This is a genomic window from Bradyrhizobium sp. (assembly GCF_035309285.1).
GTDB lineage: Bacteria > Pseudomonadota > Alphaproteobacteria > Rhizobiales > Xanthobacteraceae > Bradyrhizobium.
In genome coordinates this window covers 1-22,730 of sequence record NZ_DATGFH010000138.1, presented here as the reverse complement: position 1 = coordinate 22,730, position 22,730 = coordinate 1, and the positions used below count along the sequence as shown (strand labels likewise).

Below are 22,730 nucleotides of genomic sequence, written 5' to 3'. Positions count from 1 at the left end.
GCGCCGTTCAAGCCGAAGCGCCGCACCAAGGCCGAGATCGCAAAGGAAGCCGGCCTCGAGCCCTTGTCGGAGATGTTGCTGACGCAGCCGCAACACGATCCGCAAGGCGTGGCCGGTGCTTTCGTCGATGCCGAGAAAGGCGTGGCGGACGTTGCCGCGGCGCTGGAAGGCGCGCGCGCCATCCTGACCGAGCGTTTCGACGAGGATGCCGATCTGAAAGGTGCACTGCGCGAGGAGATGTGGTCGCAGGGGTGGATGACGTCCGCTGTGCGCAGGGGCAAGAAGACGGAGGGCGAGAAGTTCAAGGATTATTTCGAGTTCAGGGAGCCCCTGAATAAATTGCCGTCGCACCGCATCCTGGCGCTGTTCCGCGGCGAGAAGGAGGAGATCCTCAATCTGGAGATCAACCCCGAGGCGCAGCCGCAGGCCGCCGGCGTCTCGTCCTCCTACGAATTGAAGATCATGCACCGCTTTGGCATCTCGCAAGGGGGCCGTCCCGGCGATAACTGGCTGGCGGAGACCGCGCGTTGGGCCTGGCGCACCAAAATCCAGGTGCACCTCAACATCGACCTGCGCATGCGGCTCTGGACGGCGGCAGAGACCGAAGCCGTGCGCGTTTTCGCCTCGAATCTGCGCGATCTCCTGCTCGCCGCGCCGGCCGGAGCGCGTGCGACAATGGGACTCGATCCCGGCTACCGCACCGGCGTCAAGGTTGCCGTCGTCGATGCGACCGGCAAGGTGCTCGCGACCACCGCGGTCTACCCGCATGAGCCGCACCGGCGGTGGGACGAGGCGCTGGCTATCCTCGGACAGCTCGTGATCGCGCACCAGGTCGAGCTGATCGCGATCGGCAACGGCACCGCCTCGCGCGAAACCGACAAGCTCTCAACCGAATTGGTGAAACGGTTGCCGGACCTGAAGATGACCAAGATCGTCGTCTCCGAAGCCGGCGCGTCCGTCTATTCGGCCTCGGCCTTTGCCTCGGAGGAACTGCCGGAGCTCGATGTCACCATGCGCGGCGCCGTGTCGATCGCACGACGCCTGCAGGATCCGCTTGCCGAGCTCGTGAAGATCGATCCGAAGGCGATCGGCGTCGGCCAGTATCAGCACGATCTCGGCGAAAGCCATCTGGCGCGCTCGCTGGACGCCGTGGTCGAGGACTGCGTCAACGCGGTCGGCGTCGACGTCAACACCGCGTCCGCTCCGCTGCTCGCGCGCGTCTCGGGCATCGGCCCTAGCCTTGCGCAAAGCATCGTGCAGCATCGCGACACCAACGGAGCCTTCAAGTCGCGCAAGGCGCTGAAGGATGTGCCGCGGCTGGGAGCCAAGGCATTCGAGCAATGCGCCGGTTTCCTGCGCATCAACGGCGGCGATGATCCGCTCGATGCCTCGGGCGTGCATCCGGAAGCCTATCCGGTGGTGCGGCGGATTCTTGCTGCGACCAAGAGCGACATCAAGGTGTTGATCGGCAATAGCGACATCGTGCGCCAGTTGAAGCCGCAGGCTTTCGTCGACGATACCTTCGGGCTTCCCACGGTCACCGACATCCTGCGCGAATTGGAAAAACCCGGCCGCGATCCGCGTCCGGCGTTCAGGGCCGCGGTATTCAAGGAGGGTGTCGAGGAGATCAAGGACCTCAAGCGTGGCATGATCCTGGAAGGGACCGTCACCAACGTCGCTGCATTCGGCGCCTTCGTCGATATCGGCGTGCACCAGGACGGGCTGGTCCACATCTCGGCGATGTCGAAGACTTTCATCAGGGATCCGCGCGAGGTCGTGAAGCCCGGCGACATCGTCAAGGTGAAAGTGCTGGATGTCGAAGTCGCCCGCAAGCGCATCGCCCTGACGCTGCGTCTTGACGATGAGACCGGCGGCAAGAAGGAGGGGGAGGGCTCTTCTCGCGACGGCGGTCGCACCTCCGCTAAGACCTCATCGCCGCGCAAGGGTGCGGGACAGTCCGGCGGGGGCGGGGCGCTCGCCGACGCCTTGCGCCGCGCCAGCGAGAAAAACGATCGCGGAGGCACGCGGCGTTGAGCCCGGCATCGCTATCGGTTCGCACTGATTTGATCTCAGGAGGAAGGCCAGTCGATCGGCTTGAACTGCAATCGGCGGCGGTTCATCTCGTCCCTGAGACCCTCTGCGTACTGCTTCATGGCGGCGCCCGCCAGGCGATACCGTCCGCCGAGCCTGTTATCCGCCATGATCTGGCGTCGCACGCTCTCGTAATATGCGAGCAGGCTCTCGTCCGACAAATCCAGGAGTTTCATCGTCCCCCATCCGAGCCGTTCGGTTGTCGGGAGACTATGCGGTGCAATTTTCCGGGCGTCTGCACCATATGTTAAATAGCGCGCGGCCATTCCGTAGCCCGTCAACAAAAATCCGCGGCGGCCTTAACATAGGTAACAACACGCGGTCGTCGCTTGTGCTTATGCTGAGCAGCGTCCTGGGGGGAGATCGTCATGCCCGATCCGGAAACCGCCGCGTTGCTTCGCTCCGTTCTCGAAGACCTTTGCGCGCCCCTTCCGCCGTCCGACGCAGGCGCCCGCACCGAGGTTGCTTCAAGGCTGCTTGAGGCAGTCAAGCCGGGCGCGCCGTCGATCGACGAGCTGAAGAAAGTGGGCAGGGAAACCTTGCGCCCGACGCCGACGATGTGGCGCTAGTCGAGACGGGTGTCATCCCAAGGCGCGACGTTCGGTCGTGCTACGGAATCTTCTCGCCGGGCTCCGCCCGCGATGCAACTATCCCGAAATTCCCGCGTTCTCTCGGCATCACCGGCTGAAACGCCTTCGTGGGCGCCGGTGGCTGAGAGACCCATCGCGCTCCCGCCTGCAGATGCAAAGGGGGAGCGCCATGTCGCATGTGACACGTCGCATCCGCAATTCCCGTCGCGTTGCGGACTATGATCGGGAAATCGTCGCGAACGCCAGGGCCGTGATCGAGCGGTCCCTGCAGATTCTCCGGGACAGCCGCGTCGAAATCCATTTGGGCAGGAACTATTACGTGCCCATAGTTGCCAATGATTTCGAATACGCCGGCGAGGTCAGGCTGCGAACGGTAGCGTGACGGTGGATGACCGCGACGAATTAGCAGGCTTCAATTGGAGCCTGCAACGGGTCCTCTCACAGCCGAAGCAGACGACATCCCCCGGCCGTTTCAAGTCGTCCGGCGTGCGCTGCAATAGGATCATGGACTCAACTCGTCGTTCAGGAACCAGTCGGTCGCGCGACGCGTGAAGCGCCGAGAGCCGAGTCCATCCTTCAAAGCTATTGGCTGTCGATCAGCTTCGTCAATTCGCGGGTCATGGCAGGGAGGTCGAGCGGCTTCTCCCACAAACGCACGTCCTGAAATTCGGATACGACCGACGTCTTGTCGTATCCGGTGGTGAAGACGAAAGGAATTTTGCGGGCGCGGAGCACGCGCGCCAGCGAGAAACACCATCTCGGTTCGCAGGTTGATGTCGACGATGGCCGCGTCGATGGCAATGTCGGCGTCGATGGCATCGGCGGCCTCCCGAAGTTCACCGAAAGGGCCGACGGTGCGGGCGCCGAGGGCCTGCAGCGCCCGGACGATATCGTCGGCGAGAAAATACTCATCCTCCACGATGAGAATGCGGCGTCCCGACAGGGGTCCTGGACTGGCTGGTTGGAGGGGCACCTCTCTCCCCATTGGATCGTGGCCGAATTTCTCTAGGAACATATGTTGGCCGCCCCCCTTGTTGTAAATGACAAAACTGTCGCGGCGAGGGCCGGTTCCATGGGCAATCGCGACATCATCGTGATCGGCGGTTCGGCAGGTGCGACGGCGCCGCTGAAGCAGATCCTTGGGCGTTTGCCCAAAGACCTTCCGGCGGCGGTTTTTGTGGTTCTGCACATCCCCGCCCAGGGAATCGGCATTCTATCGACGGTCGCGAGCACGGCGGGACCGCTGCCGGTTGTTCAGGCTGAAAGCGGCATGGTCATCAAGAATGGCCATGTCTACCTGGCCGCGCCTGACCATCATCTCCTCCTGTACGAGAGCCACATGATGCTCGGGCGGGGTCCGCGGGAGAACATGGTCCGCCCGGCGATCGATCCGCTGTTTCGTTCTGCGGCGCTGCAATACGGACCGCGTGTGATCGGTGTCGTGCTTTCAGGCCTGTTATCCGATGGAGCGGCCGGCCTGAACGCCATCAAACGCTGCGGCGGCGTGACCCTGGTCCAGGATCCCTCCGATGCGGTTGCGGACGAGATGCCGCTCCGCGCCCTCGAAGCCACGACGGTCGACTTGTGCGTGGCGAGTGCAAGAATTGGCGACGTGCTGTCGGATCTGGCCCGAGAACCGGCAGGCACGGCACTGCCGGTTCCCGCTGAAATCCGCCTCGAAGTCGAGATCGCCGCCGGCGAGCGCATTGGAAGCGATCGTTTGAAGGCGATTGCCGATCCCGCACCCTTCACCTGCCCAGGCTGTGGCGGTGTGCTTTCGGAAGTCGAAGCCGGCCATCCGCTGCGCTTCCGCTGCCAGGTTGGTCATGCCTACACGGCCGACGCGCTTGCCAAGGAGCAGGAGGGGCGGGTCGACGAAGCCTTGCGCGTGGCGCTTCGCATCATCGAGGAGCGGGCGGAACTGGTGCACCGCTTGGCCGAGGACGGCCGCCACTCTGGCCGGGTCGCGGTCGCCCGGATGTATGAAACGCGTGCCGCCGAATACCGCGAATATGCCGACATGATCCGGCGCGTCATGCTAAAGTCGCTGGACCCCGAGCCTCCCAAGCTGGAAAGTTAGGCGGAGAGCATGGCAAACGTCGCCCTTGACCGAGCCGAGCAACTCAGGGCAGAGAAGAATCTGCTCGTAAGGGCCGAATTCGACATCGAGAACGGATGGAAACGCCTCCGCGCTCAACAGGACTTGTTGCTCGACCTGCAGGCCGCCGGCCATGACACGAAACAGGCGGAGCGGCTGGTCGAGCTTATGACGGCGACGCTGATCGAGTGGGAAAGGCACCGCGTCTTGATTGAGGACCGGGTCGCCTACCTGGAGAAGGCCTGCGATCCGTCCTCCATCAGTGAGGGCTAGAAGCGTTAGGAGATTAAGCCGATCCGAGAGAGCAGGAGGTCCACCTCTCCCACGCAAGTCGGGCCTGCCCGACTTGCGCAAATTGTGATGCGCTACCGGGGTAGACCCCGGTAGCGTGGAGAGGTCGATTGCACGGCAAATCGGATGAGGGGTTAAGGTCTATCGTGAGCGAAGACCCCTCACCCGGATTGCTTCGCAATCCGACCTCTCCCCAACGGGGAGAGGTGAGCCGAACTCGTGCTGGTGCGCCGCGCTCTCCTGAACTCGGCTCCTAGCTCGAACAGGCAGTCGAGCTGCTGCAGGACGCTTTGGCGCCACCGGTCGTTCTCGTCCAGGAGCAGGCGGGCCTGTGCGCTTGCGAGCTCTGCCCTGCTGAACAGGGCAAGCAGTTCGTCGGACAACTCTACTGCAGGTTCCCGGACCATGGCCCACTATGATCTTTCGCCGCTTGCATTACAATCGAGGTGATCGCGGCTATCGTCGATTCAGTGATTTATTGCATTGATAATACTGTTGAATATTCTGTCCATCTGGTGTTTGCGATTATTCCGGCAGATTGCCGGAAAAAGAGCAGAGAGCCGAACGCATGGATGAACGCGACGAGTCCCGGCAGGAAGGCAGCCGGAATCGGGAGGCCAAGGCTCCGCTTGTCATCGGCGTCGGCGCATCCGCCAGCGCCATGAACAGCATCGAGAGATTTTTCTCCAAATTTTCGCTCGACCCCGAGCAGGCCATCGTCCTCGTTTTGCAGCATCGGGAAGCCTTCGACGAGAATTGGCTGCGCGGCATCGTCGGGCGTCTGGATGGCGCCAGGCTGTCCGAGCCGCGGGATGGAGCCGGGATCGAAGGCAACACGATCTATCTGTGCGCAGCCAATGCCATCACGGCCATCCAGGGCGATCGCTTTGCCGTGCGTCCGGCGCAACAGGCGCCCGGAGAGCGCGCGACGATCGACAGCTTCCTGGTCTCGCTGGCCGAGGAGCGCGCCGAGCAATCGATTGGCGTGGTGCTCGCGGGCACCGGCGGCGACGGGACGCTGGGTGTCGCGACACTCAAGGACCACGGTGGTCTCGCGCTCTCCGAAAAAGTCGCCAATGAAAATTCCGATCATCTGACCGAAAGCAATACGCCTGCCGCGATCGCGGATTTCGTCCTGGCGCCGGAAGACATTCCGGAACACATCCATATCTATGGGCGCCATCTGCGCAGGACCGAGCAAAGGCAGGGATTTGACGAAGTGCTCGCCGCGGCGGCGAGCTCGCTATCACGGATCGCCGACATTCTGCGCAACAAGACCGGCAACGATTTCCATGGCTACAAGCAGAACACTTTCCTTCGCCGCGTGCAGCGCCGCATGCAGGTGGTTCAGATCGACGAGATCACCGCCTATGTCGATTTTCTTCGCAACGACAAGGACGAGGTCCAGAATCTCTTCAATGACCTTCTCATCGGCGTCACCGAATTCTTCCGCGACAAGCGCGAATTCGAGGTACTCGAGACGCAGGTGATTCCGAAGATCTTCGAGAACAAGGGCGCGGGCCAGCAGGTCCGCGTCTGGGTCCTTGGATGTGCCACGGGCGAGGAAGCCTATTCGATCGGCATCCTGCTCCGCGAGCACATGGCAAAGCTCGATTCCGTTCCGCAGGTGCAGATTTTCGCGACCGATATCGATGGCCGGGCGCTCGCAGCGGCGCGCGTCGGGCGTTATCGGACCAGCATCGAGGACGACATGTCGGCCGAGCGGCTGGCGCGCTGGTTCGTGCGCGAGGGCGACACCTATTGCGTGGTGAAAGAGCTGCGCGAGATGTGCATCTTCTCCCAGCACAACGTCATCAAGGACGCGCCATTCTCAAAGCTCGATCTGGTGTCGTGCCGCAACCTGCTGATCTATCTGAACGGCGAATTGCAGAACCGCGTCATCCCGCTGTTTCATTTTGCGCTGTTGCCGGACCGTTTTCTCTTTCTCGGCAACTCGGAGAATGTAACACGGCACCCGAAATTATTCGCGCCGGTCGATCGCCGGGCGCGGATTTTCAAGAAGCTCGAGACCGGCACGCGGCAGCCGCCGGAGTTTCCGATTTCGACGGCCGCCGGGCGAGCGTCCGTGGAGATGCCCCCGGTGCGCACGTTCGGGCCCGATGTCGGCCTTGAGCGCCGTGCCCAGCGCATCGCCGAGCGCTATGCCCCGGCCTACGTCATCACCGATGACAATTTCCAGATCCTGCATTTCTCCGGTCGCACCGGACGCTATATCGAGCCGACCGCCGGCACGGCGACGCTCGATCTGCTGGGCCTTGTGCATCGCGACCTCCGGCTCGAACTGCGCACGGCCTTGAGCCGGGCGCTGGAGTCCAACGAGGCCGCGCATGCCGAACAGGTCCAGCTTGGTTTGAACGGCCATCGCGCGCTCGTCGATATCACTGTCGAACCGGTGCTGGACGGTCCCGCTGGGCATCGCAATTTCGTCGTGCTGTTCAAGGATGGGCCGGTCCGCGTCATCGACGTCAGGGACAACAACCCGAATGTGCTGGTCCGCACCGAGCACGTCGAACGGCTCGAAGGCGAGTTGCGCGCGGCGCGCGAGCGGTTGCAGGCGACGATCGAGGAGCTCGAAAGCACCAATGAAGAGCTGAAGTCCTCCAACGAGGAATATCAATCCCTCAACGAGGAGCTGCAATCGGCCAACGAGGAGCTTGAAACGTCACGCGAGGAGTTGCAATCCGTCAATGAGGAATTGACGACCGTCAACGGCGAGCTCGCGCATCGCGTTCAGGAGCTGACCCGCGCGACCAGCGACCTCAAGAATTTCCTGGAAAGCACCCAGATCGCCACCGTGTTCCTCGACAACGATCTGCGCGTGATGAATTTTACGCCTGCCATTACGCAGGTGCTGCATCTGGTCGACACCGATGTCGGTCGCCCCATTGCCCATATCAAGGCGCGCATTCCGATCGAGGATCTCTACGACGATGTCCGCAAAGTGCTGCGGACGCTCGCAGCCGCCGAGCGCGAATTGACCGAGCCAGATAGCTGCACGCGCTATATCGTCCGCATCCTGCCCTATCGCTCGATCGACAACTTCATCGCGGGCGTGGTGATCACCTTCATCGACGTCACCGCGATTACCCGCGCCGAGGAGCGTCAGCGCCTGCTGCTCGCCGAGCTGCAGCATCGGGTGCGCAACACGCTCGGCGTCATCCGCTCGATCGCGCGGCGGTCATCGGAAACCGCGACCAGCGTCGAGGACTATGCATCTCATCTCGATGGCCGCCTGAACGCTTTTGCGCGGACGCAGGCCCTGGTGACCCGCGATCCCGAGGGCGGTGTTGATCTCGAATATCTCGTGGTCGAGGAACTGCTCGGCTACAACGCGCGGGAAGGGGACCAGCTTCGCCTTTCCGGCCCACCGGTGCGCTTCCAGTCCAAGAGTGCGGAGACCTTTGCACTGGCGATCCACGAGCTCGCCACCAATGCCATCAAGTGTGGCGCGTTGAGCCGGCCCTCCGGCCGGGTCGAAGTGTCCTGGCGCGTCGATGACGCCGCCGACCCGACCCAGCTCATCTTCGACTGGCTGGAGCGGGGAGGGCCGCCGGTCACCCCACCGCAACGCAAGGGATTTGGCAGCGAGTTGCTCGAGCGGACCCTGGCCTTCGAGCTCAAGGGCAAGACGACTCTGACGTTCAATCCGTCCGGCCTCCACTGCACGATTGCGATCCCGTTGAACCGCAGGGTGGTTCATACGCCTGCTGTCGGTGCGTGATGCCGGGGGGGTTAGGAAAGATGCTGGCAGGGCGTGAAAGCGATCAGGAGCAGTCGGTCGTTCTGCGACTGAATTCCTATCGGCGGCTTTCCGATGCCGGCGTCGCCGCGATCAGGGCGGCCGCGCGCGAGAGGGTCCTGAAGGCGGGAGCGGGCGAAGAGATTGCCGGCGAAGGCGACAGGGCCGACACAATTCGCATGTTCTTGTCGGGCTGGGCGTGCCGCTACAAGGCGCTGGAGGACGGCAGGCGGCAGATCGTCAGCCTGATCCTGCCGGGGGACACTTGCGACGCCCACATCTATCTGCTTTCAACGATGGATCATTCCATCCTGACGCTGACCCCGATCGTCTACTCCGAGCTCGACCGTGCGGCGTTTGAGCGGCTTATCTCCGCCGACATCACGGTTGCCGAGGCCTTTCACTGCGAAATGCTCGCCGCAAGGGCGGTCGAGCGCGAGTGGGCCGTCAATCTGGGACGCCGCGATGCGCTCGAGCGCGTCGCGCACATCATCTGCGAGCTCTATGAGCGGTTGAGGGTCGTCGGCCAAGTGGACGGAAGCTCGTTTGCCTTTCCCGTCACCCAGATGGATCTTGCCGATACCACGGGCCTTTCGACGGTGCATCTCAATCGCACGCTCCAGGAATTGCGCGCCGCCGGCCTGATCACATTGCGCGATCGCAATTTGACGATCCACGATCTTCAGGCGCTGCGCAGCGCCGCCATGTTCAATCCGAACTATCTTCACCTCGACCAGAAGTGATGAAGCCGCGAAGAGCGGCATCAGGTTTGCAGGATCGGTGCTCTGCCGTGCAACGACTTAGCTGCGCGCGTACCAATTCCTGTACCATCGTGTGAATCCTGCCACACGAATGCCGCGCGAATCACCTTACGTTGCGCGTGTGCCTGCATGGGCACTCCCCATGACTGCCCGTCGCGAATGGCGGGCTTCCTTAGCCGTTCAAAACAGAAGAAACGTGCCAATCAGCACGCCCGCGGCAAAGGACCAAAGGCCCAAGGTGCATACGGAAATGAGACGAATGAGGTTGCGAAGCTGCAACTCAAATTCGGCGTCTGCCATCTTGTCGGACTGAGCCGTAATCATTGGCGCTGCCCTGCCCAGCCGCTCGAGCGTACGGCCCAAATTGTGGTGAACGCGGGGCGTTCGCGCGCTGCAGCGATGCCGATGCTGTGATCGCGCTGCCGGCGGCGCGACCGGGGACGTTACAGGGAATACCGGTTGTTCTGGCTGAACCTGTGGTGACTGCCGCCTGCGTTTTTTGTTGCAGGCGGGCCATGGGTGCGGCCCGCATCCGGCATTCGCTGCGCCCTCCGTTTCGGAAGGCGTGCAATTGGGCAAACCTCGGGTGCAATCCGCGCCGCGAGACGGCATCGGCGCGCCGGTATTTTTCGGCTCGGCGGCTCGGGCTGACCCTGGCGACGAAGAGAGGCCGCCGAATTCACCTATGACAATGCGGGGCCATCCACCGTGGACCACAATGCGAGGGCGGCTTGCCTGCCCCTGGAGACCCCTGCTGTCAGGCCGTGCGCGGCCTCGGCCCGTGCCCAACATGCCGAGGCCGCGTCTTCCGTTGGTGCCGAATAGCCGGTACGGCGATGGACAGGGTCGAGCGCTTTTTCATGATTCTGACGGCGGTGAGTCTGGTCGGGCTCGCTCTGACCATCATCTGGATGATGCTGAGCTGAGCCGCACGCAGCAGATTGCGGTGGATCGCAAGCGGCCTCAGCATCCATGGGAGCTGAGGCCGCCGGGGGCTGGAGCATCCGAGGGATCACGGATGCGTCGAGGCAATTCACCGGCGCGACCGTCGTTCCCGGGTAGTGACGATAGTGGCCTCAATGATCACCGGCTGCTTCAGCGGAAGGCTTGCTCGGCGAGCGCTTCTTATCCCTGTCCATCGCGGTCGTCCGTGTGCCTGCAGGAGAAGGCCTTGGCGAAGCCAGCCATTCGTCGATGCGCAGTGCCGTCTCGGCTTGACGAACCTTGCGCCAAAGCTGTGTCTGTTCCGCTCCGGGCGGCAGGTTTCTCGCACGCTCGCGCAAGCGGCGTGCTTCCAGTGTCAGGCGTTGGGCCAGTGTTGTGGTTTGTCTGAAGCGACGCCTCTTTTGCATGAGGTCCTCTTCGTCTTGCAAGGATCGACCTGGCAATTACTAGCGTGCGCCGCATCGCCACGCGCTAACCTAAGTAAATGTTGGCCGCCTCAAGTCTGGGATGTGAAAATGCAAGTACCGGGTGAGGTCGCAAAGGCGCATGCCAGCGCAACGTCACGCGTACGTGACTTAGGCAGATCTCCGTGGTCTGGTCGCCTCGATCAGCGCGGTGCGCGCAACGGCGCACAGGCCGCCAAGCGTCGTGTTGCCCTTGCGCGCGCTTTGCAGGAGTTGCAGCGCCACTCTCTTTCTCAGCGCATGATCGCCGCCATGGGGAAGGTCTCGGCAGGCTTCTTCAAGCGCCACGTCCAGGTTGGCCTTCGTTCGGTCATCCAGCAGTCTTGTCATGCTCAGCCCTCCCGTCTTTGTCCTCCACGCTAGTGGGATCACACCTGCGTGCAGCCTAGCAGGCAGAGGGCAGCCAAAAACTAACATGTGATAAGGTTATTGCGGTGCGATGGAAAGATATAAAGGGTGGGTGAAACGACATCGGGGGCAGGTGACGTGACGTCCATCGCGCGCTCCTCATCGCTCGATCGTCCCCGTCTGCCCGATCTTCTTCTGCAACAGAAGAATCCCGTAGAGCAGGGCTTCCGGGGCGGCGTTCCTGAGCTGACTTGGCCAAAATCAACCTGTACGTGTATTCCGGGGTTCGGGTCGGAACTTTAGGAACATTTCTCCCGATCCAATGTTGTGCAGCAAAATGAAGCGTGTTCTCGCCATCGCTCTTGCCGTGTCTACATTGCTCGCTGCAGGGCTGGTCTCGGCGCGCGATGACGGGCGCTATGCCCATTCACCCCTAAAAGCCTGGTTCGACGGCCTCAGGAGCAACAGGGGACTGTGCTGCTCGGACGCGGACGGCGTCGTGGTGTCCGATCCGGATTGGGATTCGAAGGACGGCCACTATCGTGTCCGGCTTGACGGGGAATGGATCGATGTTCCGGATGATGCGGTGATCAAGGAGCCCAATCGAGCCGGGCGGACGATGGTGTGGCCCATTCAAAGTGCGCTCGGCAAATCGATCCGTTGCTTTCTGCCCGGTACCATGAGTTGAAAGCGGATGCCCGAAGCAGCACGGCCTCCTACCAGCAGGCAAAAGAGCAAACTCGCCGTCGGCCTCCTGGATCGGAGGCCGCGCTTTGCTTGCCATTATGCGAGGCGGTTCGCGGTGCCCGGCCGTCTCAGGAGACCAGCGACAATTCGATTGTTCGCGCTTCCCGATAGCGTTGATACGCGGCAATCGCGCGGTTGGCCAACAGCAGCCTGTTGCGCTGTCCCTGCGCGATCATGAAGGAGACCTTGTTGACGAGGAACTGGCAGGCTTCGTCCAGGTCGTCGATCTCACCCGTGCGATCGAGAAAGTCGACCGCAATCCTCACGGCATCCTCGAGCAGCGGCGGCGGCGCCTCTCTGAACCACGCTGACATGGATTTCCTCTTGCGTATGCCTGGGGAACTCGGGGAAAGAACTGTGGTTCCTATCGTTCTGTCCGAATCGTCATTCCGCGGCCTCGGAAAGATCGATCCTCTCCTCCTCGAACCGGCCGAGCTTGCGAGGAGGACCCATCAGGACCGGCTGGAACAGCACCGCGGCGCCCATGGTGCACATCAGCGCCAGCGCCATCAATTTGCCCATGCTCGACATGCCGGGATAGTTCGACGCCCACATGCTTCCAAACGCGATCGCATTTGTCATCGCGCTGAACACCACGGCGCGGGTGAGAGCGGACTGCAGCAGGCCGGTTTTTCCGGCTCGCCATGCCACGATGTAGTAGATCTTGAATGCGACGCCGACGCCCAACAACAGGGGAAGGGCGATGATGTTGGCGAAGTTCAGCGCGAGATTGGCGAGCGCGCAGACTTCGAGGGTCACAGCGCCGGCGAGCAGCAGCGGAACGAGGGTGAGCAGGACGTCCACCAGCCGCCGCAGCGCGACAAAAAGCAGGATGGAAATCGCAACGAGAGCGAACATGCCGGCCTGGATGAACGCTGTCGTGACGGTCCTGCCGGATTCGTAGTAGCTGATCGCCGGACCCGTGGCCGAAGGCTCGGCTTGCAGAACAGCCGCGGCGAATTTCTGCTGAACACCTGAATCGCCTGGGTCGCCCCTGGCCAACGCCTCAACGCGAGCCCTGCCGTCGGGCAGCACCCAGGCGCGGAGCAAGTCGGGCGGAAGGGTCGAAATGCTGATGGGCTCGGGCGACAGGCTCTTGCGCAACTGGTCGAGGTCAAAAAGCAGCGGCGAAATCACCACGGCTTCGGCCCTCTGCCGCGTGGCGGCATCCGCGCCGGCCAGGCGGTTCAGCAAGGCGGACACGTTCCGGGCTGCGTCCGCGGCATTGCCTTGTTGGGTGCCTGCGGCCGTGGACAAGGCTCTTGCAGCCTGGTCAATCGAAGCCACCGTTTGCTCGTCCGTTGCTGCGGGATGATTTGCGGTCTTGAGCGCCGGACGAAGTCTGCCGGATGCCGATTTCAATTCCGCGATCTTCGCGCCCTGGTCGCCGGGAACATAGCTGTTCACGGTGATGGTACGCCCCACCTCAGAGACTCCGTCCAGGCGCTTCGCCACTGCATCGGCCTGCGCGATGGATGGTGCCAATATCTCAGCGTCGCTGGCGCTGGTCTCGGGATCCTTCTGCAACTGGTTATATGTCACCACCGCCGGCGAATTCGGGTTTTGAAGATGGACCGGATTGAAGTCGAACGGCAGATGCAGCAACAGCGGAGAAGCCGCAATCGCCACGCCGAGAGTTGTGATCACGACCGCGACACGGTGACGCTGAAGAAAGTCGTCGAGCGGCGCAAGCGACTTGAAGCCGACGGGCGCCGCCTCCCCGGGTGGATTGAGCAGGGCGAGCATCGCGGGGACCAGCGTGATGCTGCAGGCGAACGCGATCAGCATGCCGCAGCCGGCGACGAGCCCGAGCTCCGAAAGGCCGCGATAGCTGGTCGGCAAGAACGCGAAGAAACCTACGGCGGTTGCGGCCGCAGCGAGAGCGAGAGGGTCGCCGATCTTTCTAGCGGTGCTCCTGAGCGCCAGACGCAGGTGATCCCGATCGTGACGTTCGGCGCGGTATCGCACGCTGAACTGAATGCCGAAGTCGACGCCAAGTCCCACGAAAAGCACGAAGAAGGCGATGGAAATCAGATTGAACGAACCGACCATGGCAAGCCCGAGCGCTGCCGTGGCCGAAAGCCCAACCACCAGGCTGAAGAACACGGCGGCAATGATCTTCCAGGATCGTAATGCCAACCATAAAATGATCAGAACACCCAGCGCGGCTGTGACCGTGTCGCGCAGAGCGCTGTCGCGTATGACCGAAAATTGCTGATCATCCATGGGGACCTGGCCGGTCAACCTGACCGTGGCGTCGAATTTTTGCCGGAGGCCCAGTTGCGCGGCCGCTTGGCGAATACCGCTATCCGCTGCCGATCCAGGCTGCAGTTTGCTGAAGTCGAGCCTTGGCTCTATCTCGAGGAAATGCAGCCGCCCCTCGACCGACGAATGGTGACCCCTCAGCAATTCCTTCCAGGAGAACGAAGCGGGCTTGCCGGACAGCAAGTCGTTCAGGGTTTCGGCGGCGAGCGAGAGCGGCCAGCTCAATTGTTCGAGCTTCATGTGCCCCCGCCGCACGTCGTTTGCCGCCAATGACAGAACGTTCATGACGCCGCGAAGACTTGGGTCGTGCGCGAGCTGGGCCAGGACCGGTCGGGCCTTGGTCAGCCCCGCGACGGTCCGCCTGACGTCGGATATTTTGGCTAGCAGCAGTTGGTTGCGATCAAAGAAGTCGCCGCTGTCGGGCTGTGCAACCTTTGGGAAGAGCTCGGGGTTCTTCGCCAGGGCTTGCCTCAGCTCATTTGTCGCCTGCTCTGCGTTTTCCGGAGTTGGCGCGCTTACGACCGCTGAAATGCCCTTCTGCGGAAACGCTTTGGTGAAGTCGACCTGGCGCTGATGCCAGGGCAGATCCAGAGAGATCAGCCTCTCCACGTCTGTGTTGATCGAGAAGCGCGTCACGTCGAAGATCGCCGCTCCTACCATCAGCACTGCTCCGGCGACTATCACGGCCCAGTGAAAACGGGCGCAGACAGCGACTATTCTGACGATGGCAGAACGGATCATTACAACTGCTCAACTGCATTTGACGCGAAAGGAACGGCAGGCAGTTTGAGAACGCGCTGGACCGGCAAATTGTTCGGATTGCGCCATGGAGCACTGCGCCGCGCTGAAATTCGGCGAACAGCAGATGGCCCCAAGCTCTAGGGAGCCGGAGCTTGGGGCCCACTCCATGACGCGACCCGACGGGGGAGGGAGTCGCGTCAAAGCACAATCCGCGGGAGCTCAAGGAGGTTCCTGGAGCCGATCGAGGCCACCGCCGCTGTGGTCATTTCTGCTGGCCTTTGCGACTGCGAGAACTTGGACGTGTCCAGACCGATGTCGGAAACGGTTTGCTGATCGAGCTTGTCTCATTGTCGTTTTGCTTGCGCTCGGCTCAACGCGTGCCAAACGACCTGTTGCTTGAATGCCGTCGCGGGCGAGGTGAAAATGCGATTAGGTTGAAGATCGCGTGCCGGTTTCTCGCGCGTCAACGCCGCTCCTTTTTTTGGAAAAGGAGCGGCGCTGGAATTCCTCGATTCTATCGAATGCCGTCAGTCGCAGATGCGCCTGCGGTCGGTGACTTCGTCACCAAAGCGATTGATGTGATGCGTGATGACGACCCGGCAGTTGCCTCCGTAACCGTAGTCGCGATAGTAATGGTGATACCCGGGACCAACGTAAACGCCTCCGGGGCCGACGCCGAACTCGATCGCGTTCGCCGCAGTCATTGTTCCGAGCGTCAGTAACGCAGCAATCGTTGCGATGCGTAAGTTCATGGTGCATCTCCTCCTCGCAATGTCAGCTAACGTCAAAGGGCCAGCGGGGCATTAGTTCCGTTCGGCGGGGATTTTGATTGGGCGCTGTTTACGACAGGCTGCATTATCGAGCGATCTCGATGGGCTCGGAACGATTGTCGATTGGTGCATTGCCGTTGTGGTCGGCCCGCACCCTTCGCGCCTTTCGGTTCCAGTCAGAAAAGTCGGTTCCTGATTTGTGAGCGCAATTCGTCGGAACCTCTGCCTGTCCGCTCCGGGATAACTCCCGGTCTTAACCGCCGCGCGTTCATGACATCAGTGGGGAAGCCCGCCTTGGGAGGCAGGCTTCCCTTTTTTCTTAATGCCGTGGTGAGCCAGGCGACGGTGGCGGAGGAACTGCTGCTGGCGCAGCGCCCGGCGCATTGTTGAGCAAGGTATTCCCGGATGGATTTTGCATGCTGTTGGCTCCGGCCGCAGCGCTGCCTGCTTCATTGCTCAAGCCGCCGTTGCCCAAGCCCGTCGTCGATCCGTTGCCGGTCGTTCCGGGATTGGAGTTCGAGGGAGCGGCAGTGGCGGCTGCTCCGCCGGCCGCGCTCCCTGCGCCTCCGGCTCCCTGCGCAAAAGCTGCGGAGCTGGAGAGAATCAATGCTGTCGCTAAACCGATTGCGGTGAGCTTCATAGGCCATTCCCGTTTTCTGTCAGCGATCTCGGACAAACGGCTGACGCGACTGGCGTTCCAACACGTCGCCGTTATGCCGCGCCGGCCGCCTGATCGACCTCGTTCTTTGCAAAATCAGTCAGCCATTTGTCCGCTCGCTTTTCTTCCTCGGGATCGCGTGCAACTGCTCCTGGTCTTATTTTGCTGTCGCAGAGGACATGTCGTCGCCTGCGCAGCACCTTTGAATCGTGCCGGGCATTCCCGAAAAAAGCTCCTGAAAGCATCGGCTTTCAGGAGCCAGGTGGGGAGGTCGCGGTGCTCGGGAGAGACACCTGTTTTTCAACAGCGGCAGGGGCTGGTCGTTCCTATGTCGGGGTGTGTTCAAATTTTCGTTTCGCTTGTGTGAATGCTGGAACGTCACCGCAGCTATTTGATCGCAGAGGTCGCGCAGAGATCGTAAAATCCGGACGGCGGGCACCCTCGTTCCGACCTGCCTTAGTGATTTTTGGGATGACCGAAATGACCCGGAATTTCGATGCAATCGTGATCGGGGCGGGGCAGGCCGGCCCCTCGCTCACCGGCCGTCTGACGGCAAGCGGAATGAAGGTCGCCCTGATCGAGCGCGACAAATTCGGCGGCACCTGCGTCAATACCGGCTGCATGCCGACCAAGACCCTGGTCGCGAGCGCCTACGCCGCGCACCTGGCGCGACGCGGCGCCGACTATGGCGTGGTGCTGGATCAACCGATACGGATCGACATGCGCAAGGTCAGGAGCCGCGCGGCCACGGTCACCGCCAATGCGAGCAGCGGCGTAGAGAACTGGTTGCGCAACATGAAGGGGTGCACCGTGTTTCACGAGGCGGCCCGGTTCGAGGGGTCGAAGCAGGTGAGGGTCGGCACGGAAATGCTTTCCGCGCCGCGCATCTTCATCAATGCCGGCGGCCGCGCGCTCGTGCCCGATATGCCGGGCTTGAGCGGGATTTCCTATCTCACCAACAGCTCGATCCTGGAGCTGGAACGCGTGCCGGAGCACCTCGTGGTGATAGGGGGCAGCTATGTCGGGCTCGAATTCGCGCAGATGTACCGGCGTTTTGGCGCCGAGGTGACGGTGGTCGAGATGGGCCCGCGTCTGGTCGGCCGCGAGGATGCCGACGTCTCGGACGCCATCCGCGACATCCTCGAAAGGGAAGGCATCAAGATCCGCACCTCCGCCGAATGCATCAGCTTCGCCAAAGGAAATCCCGGCATACGCGTCGGCGTGAGTTGCACGGAGGGCGAGCCCGAAATACTTGGGTCCGATGTGTTGCTCGCGGTCGGTCGTCGCCCGAACACCGATGATCTTGGCCTTGAACGCGCCGGGGTCGCAACGGACTCGCGCGGCTACATCATCGTCGATGAAAGCCTTCAGACCAGTGTCAGCGGCATCTGGGCGCTTGGTGACTGCAATGGGCGCGGGGCCTTTACGCACACCGCCTATAATGATTTCGAGATCGTCGCAGCGAACCTGCTTGACGGAGAACAGCGCCGCGTGAGCGACCGCGTTCTCGGCTACGCTCTCTATGTCGATCCGCCGCTCGGGCGCGTCGGCATGACAGAAGCGCAGGTTCGCGCCCGCGGCTTGCCTTATCTGTCTTCCACCCGGGCGATGACGCGCGTCGGCCGCGCGGTGGAGAAGGACGAGACGTTGGGGTTCATGAAGGTGCTCGCCGATCCCGCAACCAGGCAGATCCTCGGCGCGTCAATCCTGGGCACGGGCGGCGACGAAGCCATTCATGGCCTTCTCGATGCCGTCAACGCCAAAACCCCCTATGATCAGTTGCGTTGGGCCGTGCCGATCCACCCGACGGTGTCCGAGCTGATCCCGACGCTGCTACTTGGTCTGCAGCCCGCGCCGGTTGCTTGAGATCGACGGCACCCCGTCTAGCCGCGCACCGCGGCGCTCAGGGTTTCTACCTTCGCTTTCACCTCGGCGACGGCAGCTTCCTTGATCGGGCCGAAGCCTCGTATCTCCATCGGCTGCGCGGCGATGTCGGCGATGTTGTCGCTGGTGTCGGGGCCAAGATGTGGAAGCAGTTCGTCAAGTAACTGCTCATACCAGCCAATCAGGCCGCGCTCCATCCTTCGGTCGGCCGTGCGGCCAAATGGATCGAGCGGCGTTCCGCGCAGGAATTTCAGCCGCGTCAGCAAGCTGAGCAGCGGTGTGACCCACGGACCGAACCGCCGTTTGAGCGGCCGGCCGCGTGCATCATGACCCGAGGGCACCAGCGGAGGGGCGAAATGATAGTTGATGGTGAAACCATCCTCGAATTCCTCGCGCAGCTTCTCGCGGAATTCCGAGCTGAGATGCAGTCGCGCCACCTCATATTCATCCTTGTAGGCCATCAGCTTGAACAGCGACTTCGCGACCGCTGTCGCAATCCTTTCGGAACCGGGCGACCGGCTACGCTCGATGTCGCGTACCTTGTTGACTCGGCTGAGATAGCGAGCCGCGTAGTCGTCGTCCTGATAATCCCTGAGATAGTCGGCGCGGCGGGCGACGATGTCCTCCAGTGTCTCCGCTTGCGGGAGCGATGAGCCGGGACCGGCGATGAAAGCGGGATCCGTAGCGGCGAGACGGCCACTGGCAAAGGCCCGCTTGTTTGCCTCGACGGCAACGCCGTTCAACTCGATCGCGCGCATCAGCGCATCAAGCGTCACCGGCACCAGGCCGCGCTGCCATGCCGCGCCGAGCATGATCATGTTGGCAAACACGGTGTCGCCGAACAAAAGGCTCGCGGCGCGATTGGCGTCGAAGCTGAGGAGGTTGTCTTTGCCGACAAGCCGCTCGAGCTGCTGCGACCGCGCGCTGACCGAGAGGTCGGCTTCGCGATTGCGGACAACGTCGCCGGTCGGCATCTCTGCCGTATTCAATACCGCGCGCATCGTGGGGCCGTAGGTGGTCGACGCCTTGGCCGACGAGCTGACCACGACGTCGCAGCCGATCAGCGCATCTGCTGCGCCCTGATCAATCCGCACCTGATGGATCTCCTCGGGGGTTGATGCGATCCGGATGAAGCTCAACACGGGCCCGAATTTCTGTGCAAAGCCGGTGAAGTCGAGCACGGAGGCGCCCTTGCCCTCCAGATGCGCCGCCATCGTCACCAGCGCGCCCAGCGTGATCACGCCGGTGCCGCCGACGCCCGTGATCAGGAGATTATAGGGCCGATCGAGTGCGGGCAGGTTTGGAGCGGGAAGGGAGCCCACGCGCGCCAGCGCGTCACCGGCCATTCCGTTCTTCTTGCGCCGTCTTGCGCCGTCGAGCGTGACGAAGCTCGGGCAGAAGCCATTGACGCAGGAAAAGTCCTTGTTGCAGGTCGACAGGTTGATCTGGCGCTTGCGTCCGAACGGCGTCTCCTTCGGCTCGACGCTGAGGCAGTTCGACTCGACGGAGCAATCGCCGCAGCCTTCGCAGACGAGATCGTTGATGAAGGCGAATTTCGGCGGGTCGGCGGCCTGACCGCGCTTGCGCCGCCGCCGCCGCTCGGTGGCGCATTCCTGCTCGTAGATAAGGACGGAGACGCCCGGCAACTCGCGCAGCTCGCGTTGCACGGCGTCGAGATGCTCGCGCCCATGGAGCGTCGTGCCGTGCGGAAAGTCGCGCATGTCGAACTTGCCGGGGTCGTCGGTGATGACCGCGATGCGTACCACGCCATTGGCGCGGACCTCGTGTGCAATCGCCCGCACGCTGATAGGCCCGTCGACGGGTTGTCCTCCGGTCATCGCGACGGCATCGTTGAACAGGATCTTGTAGGTGATGTTGACGCCGGCGGCGGCGGCGGCTCGGATCGCCAGCAGACCCGAGTGCGTGTAGGTACCGTCGCCCAGATTCTGGAACACGTGCTTTTCACGGGTGAACGGCGCCTGGCCGATCCAGTTGGCGCCTTCACCACCCATGTGAGTCCAGGTCGTGGTGCGCCGCGCCGGCATCCAGATGGTCATGGCGTGGCAGCCGATGCCGGCGCCCGCCCGGCTTCCTTCGGGCAGCTTGGTCGAGGTGTTGTGCGGGCAGCCCGAGCAGAAGAAGGGGGTGCGCTGCGTCTTGGCCGCGGGCGCGTCGCCGATGCGCTGGAGCCCCTCGAGCCGCGCCATCCGCTGGTTGAGCTGCGGGTTATCGCCGTCGAGGCGCCGGAGGCGCTCGACCAGCGCGCGCGCCACCATGGTGGGCGTGATCTCGCCTTCGCTCGGCAGCAGCACGCGACCCTGCTCGTCGCGCTTTCCGACCACGCTCGGCCGCCGCGCGGCATCCATATGGTAGAGGAGCTTCAGCAGCTGATCCTCGATCAGCCCCCGCTTCTCCTCGACCACCAGCACGTCTTTGAGGCCGTCCGCGAAACGCCGCGCGCCCTCGACCTCGAGCGGCCAGGTGAGGCCCACCTTGTAGAGGCGCAGGCCCAGCCGCGCCGCGTCGCGCTCGCCGATGCCGAGATCGTCGAGCGCCTGGCGGAGGTCGAGATAGGCCTTGCCCGTGCTGATGATGCCGAGGCGCGGGACGGGGCTGTCCCAGATGATGCGGTCGATGGCGTTCGCGCGCACGAAGGCCGCGACCGCCTCCATCTTGGGCCCGTGGAGCCGACGCTCCTGGTCGAGCGGCGGATCAGGCCAGCGGATGTTGAGCCCACCTGGCGGCATCTCGAAATCGCGGGGTGTCACGATCTCCAGCCGGAGCGGATCGACGGCGACCGAGGCCGAGCTCTCGACCGCCTCCGCCACAGCCTTGAAGCCGATCCAGCAGCCCGAGTAGCGCGAGAGCGCGAAGCCCAGCAACCCGTAGTCGAGGTACTCCTGGACCGTCGCGGGGTTGAGCACCGGTATCATCGCGGAGATGAAGTCCTGCTCGCTCTGGTGCGCGAGCGTCGAGGACTGGCAGCCGTGGTCGTCGCCGGCGATCGCCAGCACACCGCCGTGCGGCGCCGTGCCGGCGGCGTTCGCGTGCTTGAGCGCGTCGATCGAGCGGTCGACTCCGGGTCCCTTGCCGTACCAGATGCCGAACACGCCATCGACCTTGGCGCCCGGGAAGAGCGTGGTCTGCTGGCTGCCCCAGACCGAGGTCGCCGCCAGGTCCTCGTTGATGCCGGGTTGGAAGTAGACATTGGCGCGCTCGAGGAAGCGCCGCGCCTGCCAGAGCGCATTGTCGTAGACGCCGAGCGGCGAGCCGCGATAACCCGAGATGAAGCCCCCGGTATTGAGCCCGGCGGCCTGGTCGCGCTGGCGCTGCATCAGCGGCAGCCGCACCAGCGCCTGGATGCCCGAGAGGTAGATCCGGCCGGACTCCTGGACGTATTTGTCGTCGAGCGTGACCGCCGCGAGCGTCATGGCGACTCCTTCCGGGCGGAGATTAAGGAGATTCAAAGGCCGAGACAATGCAAGGAGCGCCGACGCCGGAAGTTGGCGCTCCCGCCGTGCTTTTCCGGGGGGAGCCCGGCGCGGGTTCGCTAAAAGGTGCGGCAATACTGTGGAAGTTTCGTCGGCAAATCCGCGGGTTTTTCCATTGCATCCGAGCCGATAGACCGCGCGTTTTACTGTTTATAAACGGTCTTCGCCTGATTCTACCCGACGCTGCTATGAGCGCGGCAGGAGGCGTTCCGGGGACGGGATCGAGCCGAGCATGATGACTCGCATACGAGAGTTCTTGCGCGATCGCCGCGGCAACGCTGCCGAGGAGATGGCGATGGTTGCGCCGATCGTCATTCTGATTTTCCTCCTGACGATCGAGCTCGGCTACATGCTGTTCTCGCAGGCCGTGCTCGACGGCGCGACGCGCGTCGCCGCGCGCATGGTCCGCACGGGCCAGGCGCAGAGCAGCGGCACTCCGAAAACCACCTTCACCACTGCGCTCTGCAACAATCTGAGCGGCATCATCTCCTGCGGGTCGGTCGCGGTCGATGTCGAGAGCTTCGGAACTTTCTCCACCATGACCCCGGCCGCGGTCACCAAGGACAAGAGCGGCAACGTGACCAACAGCTCGTGGGTGCCCGGCGGGCCCGGCGCGGCGGTCGATGTCCGCACCTTCTACACCTATCACTTCTTCCTGCCGTTCGTGGCGCAAATCCTCAATCCCGGCGGCGGCGGCGTGGTGCTGCAGTCGACGGTGATCTTCAAGAACGAGCCCTACCCGTGATCGCCCGTCTCCTCGCCTCGACCAGGGATCGCGCCGGCAACGTGCTGGTGGAGTTCGCGTTGCTGGTGCCGATTCTGGCGA

The 22,730-nt window shown here is 62.9% G+C and carries 18 protein-coding genes and 1 pseudogene; 11 read left to right on the top strand and 8 right to left on the bottom strand.

The window, feature by feature from the left end; genetic code table 11:
* Nucleotides 1–2,034 (top strand): Tex family protein (locus tag VKR55_RS26035; RefSeq protein ID WP_324407892.1); only part of this gene is annotated, 2,034 nt, incomplete at its 5' end.
* A gap of 35 nt (nt 2,035–2,069) precedes the next feature.
* Here VKR55_RS26035 and VKR55_RS26030 read toward each other — a convergent pair.
* Complete coding sequence (locus VKR55_RS26030) at nt 2,070–2,267, bottom strand: hypothetical protein (RefSeq protein WP_324407891.1); 198 nt, start codon at nt 2,265–2,267, stop codon at nt 2,070–2,072.
* Nucleotides 2,268–2,459: 192 nt separating this feature from the next.
* Between VKR55_RS26030 and VKR55_RS26025 the strand changes: the two genes are divergently transcribed.
* The 7 genes from VKR55_RS26025 to VKR55_RS25995 all read left to right on the top strand — a co-directional run bounded on the left by VKR55_RS26025 (nt 2,460) and on the right by VKR55_RS25995 (nt 9,573).
* Entirely contained in the window at nt 2,460–2,660 is a 201-nt protein-coding gene (locus VKR55_RS26025) for a hypothetical protein (protein WP_324407889.1), read from the top strand.
* Nucleotides 2,661–2,850: 190 nt separating this feature from the next.
* Entirely contained in the window at nt 2,851–3,063 is a 213-nt protein-coding gene (locus VKR55_RS26020) for a hypothetical protein (protein WP_324407887.1), read from the top strand.
* Nucleotides 3,064–3,366: 303 nt separating this feature from the next.
* On the top strand, nt 3,367–3,690 hold the full coding sequence (locus VKR55_RS26015; RefSeq protein WP_324407885.1) for a hypothetical protein: 324 nt from the start codon (nt 3,367–3,369) through the stop codon (nt 3,688–3,690).
* Between the two features lie 63 nt (nt 3,691–3,753).
* Complete coding sequence (locus VKR55_RS26010) at nt 3,754–4,761, top strand: chemotaxis protein CheB (protein WP_324407884.1); 1,008 nt, start codon at nt 3,754–3,756, stop codon at nt 4,759–4,761.
* Between the two features lie 9 nt (nt 4,762–4,770).
* Nucleotides 4,771–5,052, top strand: coding sequence for a hypothetical protein (locus VKR55_RS26005; RefSeq protein ID WP_324407883.1), 282 nt, complete (start codon nt 4,771–4,773; stop codon nt 5,050–5,052).
* A 586-nt stretch (nt 5,053–5,638) separates the two neighbouring features.
* Nucleotides 5,639–8,812 (top strand): CheR family methyltransferase, encoded by a 3,174-nt coding sequence (locus tag VKR55_RS26000; protein WP_324407881.1) that lies wholly within the window; start codon nt 5,639–5,641, stop codon nt 8,810–8,812.
* 20 nt (nt 8,813–8,832) lie between these two features.
* The gene (locus VKR55_RS25995) at nt 8,833–9,573 is read left to right on the top strand and encodes a Crp/Fnr family transcriptional regulator (RefSeq protein WP_324407879.1); all 741 of its coding nucleotides are present in this window, start codon (nt 8,833–8,835) and stop codon (nt 9,571–9,573) included.
* A gap of 1,094 nt (nt 9,574–10,667) precedes the next feature.
* Here VKR55_RS25995 and VKR55_RS25990 read toward each other — a convergent pair.
* The 3 genes and pseudogenes from VKR55_RS25990 to VKR55_RS25980 form a co-directional block, all read right to left on the bottom strand.
* Nucleotides 10,668–10,943, bottom strand: coding sequence for a hypothetical protein (locus VKR55_RS25990; RefSeq protein ID WP_324407877.1), 276 nt, complete (start codon nt 10,941–10,943; stop codon nt 10,668–10,670).
* A gap of 168 nt (nt 10,944–11,111) precedes the next feature.
* Nucleotides 11,112–11,330, bottom strand: coding sequence for a hypothetical protein (locus VKR55_RS25985; protein WP_324407875.1), 219 nt, complete (start codon nt 11,328–11,330; stop codon nt 11,112–11,114).
* 177 nt (nt 11,331–11,507) lie between these two features.
* A pseudogene (locus VKR55_RS25980) lies at nt 11,508–11,576 on the bottom strand (NADH-quinone oxidoreductase subunit B); the annotation flags it as partial.
* Between the two features lie 109 nt (nt 11,577–11,685).
* On the opposite strand from VKR55_RS25980, the gene VKR55_RS25975 reads away from it, so the two are divergent.
* Nucleotides 11,686–12,036 (top strand): hypothetical protein, encoded by a 351-nt coding sequence (locus tag VKR55_RS25975; protein WP_324407873.1) that lies wholly within the window; start codon nt 11,686–11,688, stop codon nt 12,034–12,036.
* Nucleotides 12,037–12,163: 127 nt separating this feature from the next.
* On the opposite strand, the gene VKR55_RS25970 is transcribed toward VKR55_RS25975, so the two are convergent.
* The 3 genes from VKR55_RS25970 to VKR55_RS25960 all read right to left on the bottom strand — a co-directional run bounded on the left by VKR55_RS25970 (nt 12,164) and on the right by VKR55_RS25960 (nt 15,853).
* The gene (locus tag VKR55_RS25970) at nt 12,164–12,409 is read right to left on the bottom strand and encodes a hypothetical protein (protein ID WP_324407871.1); all 246 of its coding nucleotides are present in this window, start codon (nt 12,407–12,409) and stop codon (nt 12,164–12,166) included.
* 70 nt (nt 12,410–12,479) lie between these two features.
* A complete protein-coding gene (gene hpnN, locus VKR55_RS25965; RefSeq protein WP_324407870.1) occupies nt 12,480–15,101 on the bottom strand; it encodes a hopanoid transporter HpnN in 2,622 nt (873 codons plus the stop codon).
* Between the two features lie 527 nt (nt 15,102–15,628).
* The gene (locus VKR55_RS25960; RefSeq protein ID WP_324407868.1) at nt 15,629–15,853 is read right to left on the bottom strand and encodes a hypothetical protein; all 225 of its coding nucleotides are present in this window, start codon (nt 15,851–15,853) and stop codon (nt 15,629–15,631) included.
* 1,156 nt (nt 15,854–17,009) lie between these two features.
* Here VKR55_RS25960 and VKR55_RS25955 point away from each other — a divergent pair.
* Nucleotides 17,010–18,395 carry an FAD-containing oxidoreductase gene (locus VKR55_RS25955; RefSeq protein ID WP_324407893.1) on the top strand — a complete coding sequence of 462 codons (1,386 nt, stop codon included), beginning with the start codon at nt 17,010–17,012 and terminating at the stop codon, nt 18,393–18,395.
* A gap of 17 nt (nt 18,396–18,412) precedes the next feature.
* Here the strand turns inward: VKR55_RS25955 and VKR55_RS25950 are convergent, their stop codons facing one another.
* Complete coding sequence (locus VKR55_RS25950) at nt 18,413–21,844, bottom strand: indolepyruvate ferredoxin oxidoreductase family protein (RefSeq protein WP_324407867.1); 3,432 nt, start codon at nt 21,842–21,844, stop codon at nt 18,413–18,415.
* A 292-nt stretch (nt 21,845–22,136) separates the two neighbouring features.
* On the opposite strand from VKR55_RS25950, the gene VKR55_RS25945 reads away from it, so the two are divergent.
* Nucleotides 22,137–22,649 (top strand): TadE/TadG family type IV pilus assembly protein, encoded by a 513-nt coding sequence (locus VKR55_RS25945; RefSeq protein ID WP_324407865.1) that lies wholly within the window; start codon nt 22,137–22,139, stop codon nt 22,647–22,649.
* Nucleotides 22,650–22,730 lie beyond the last annotated feature (81 nt).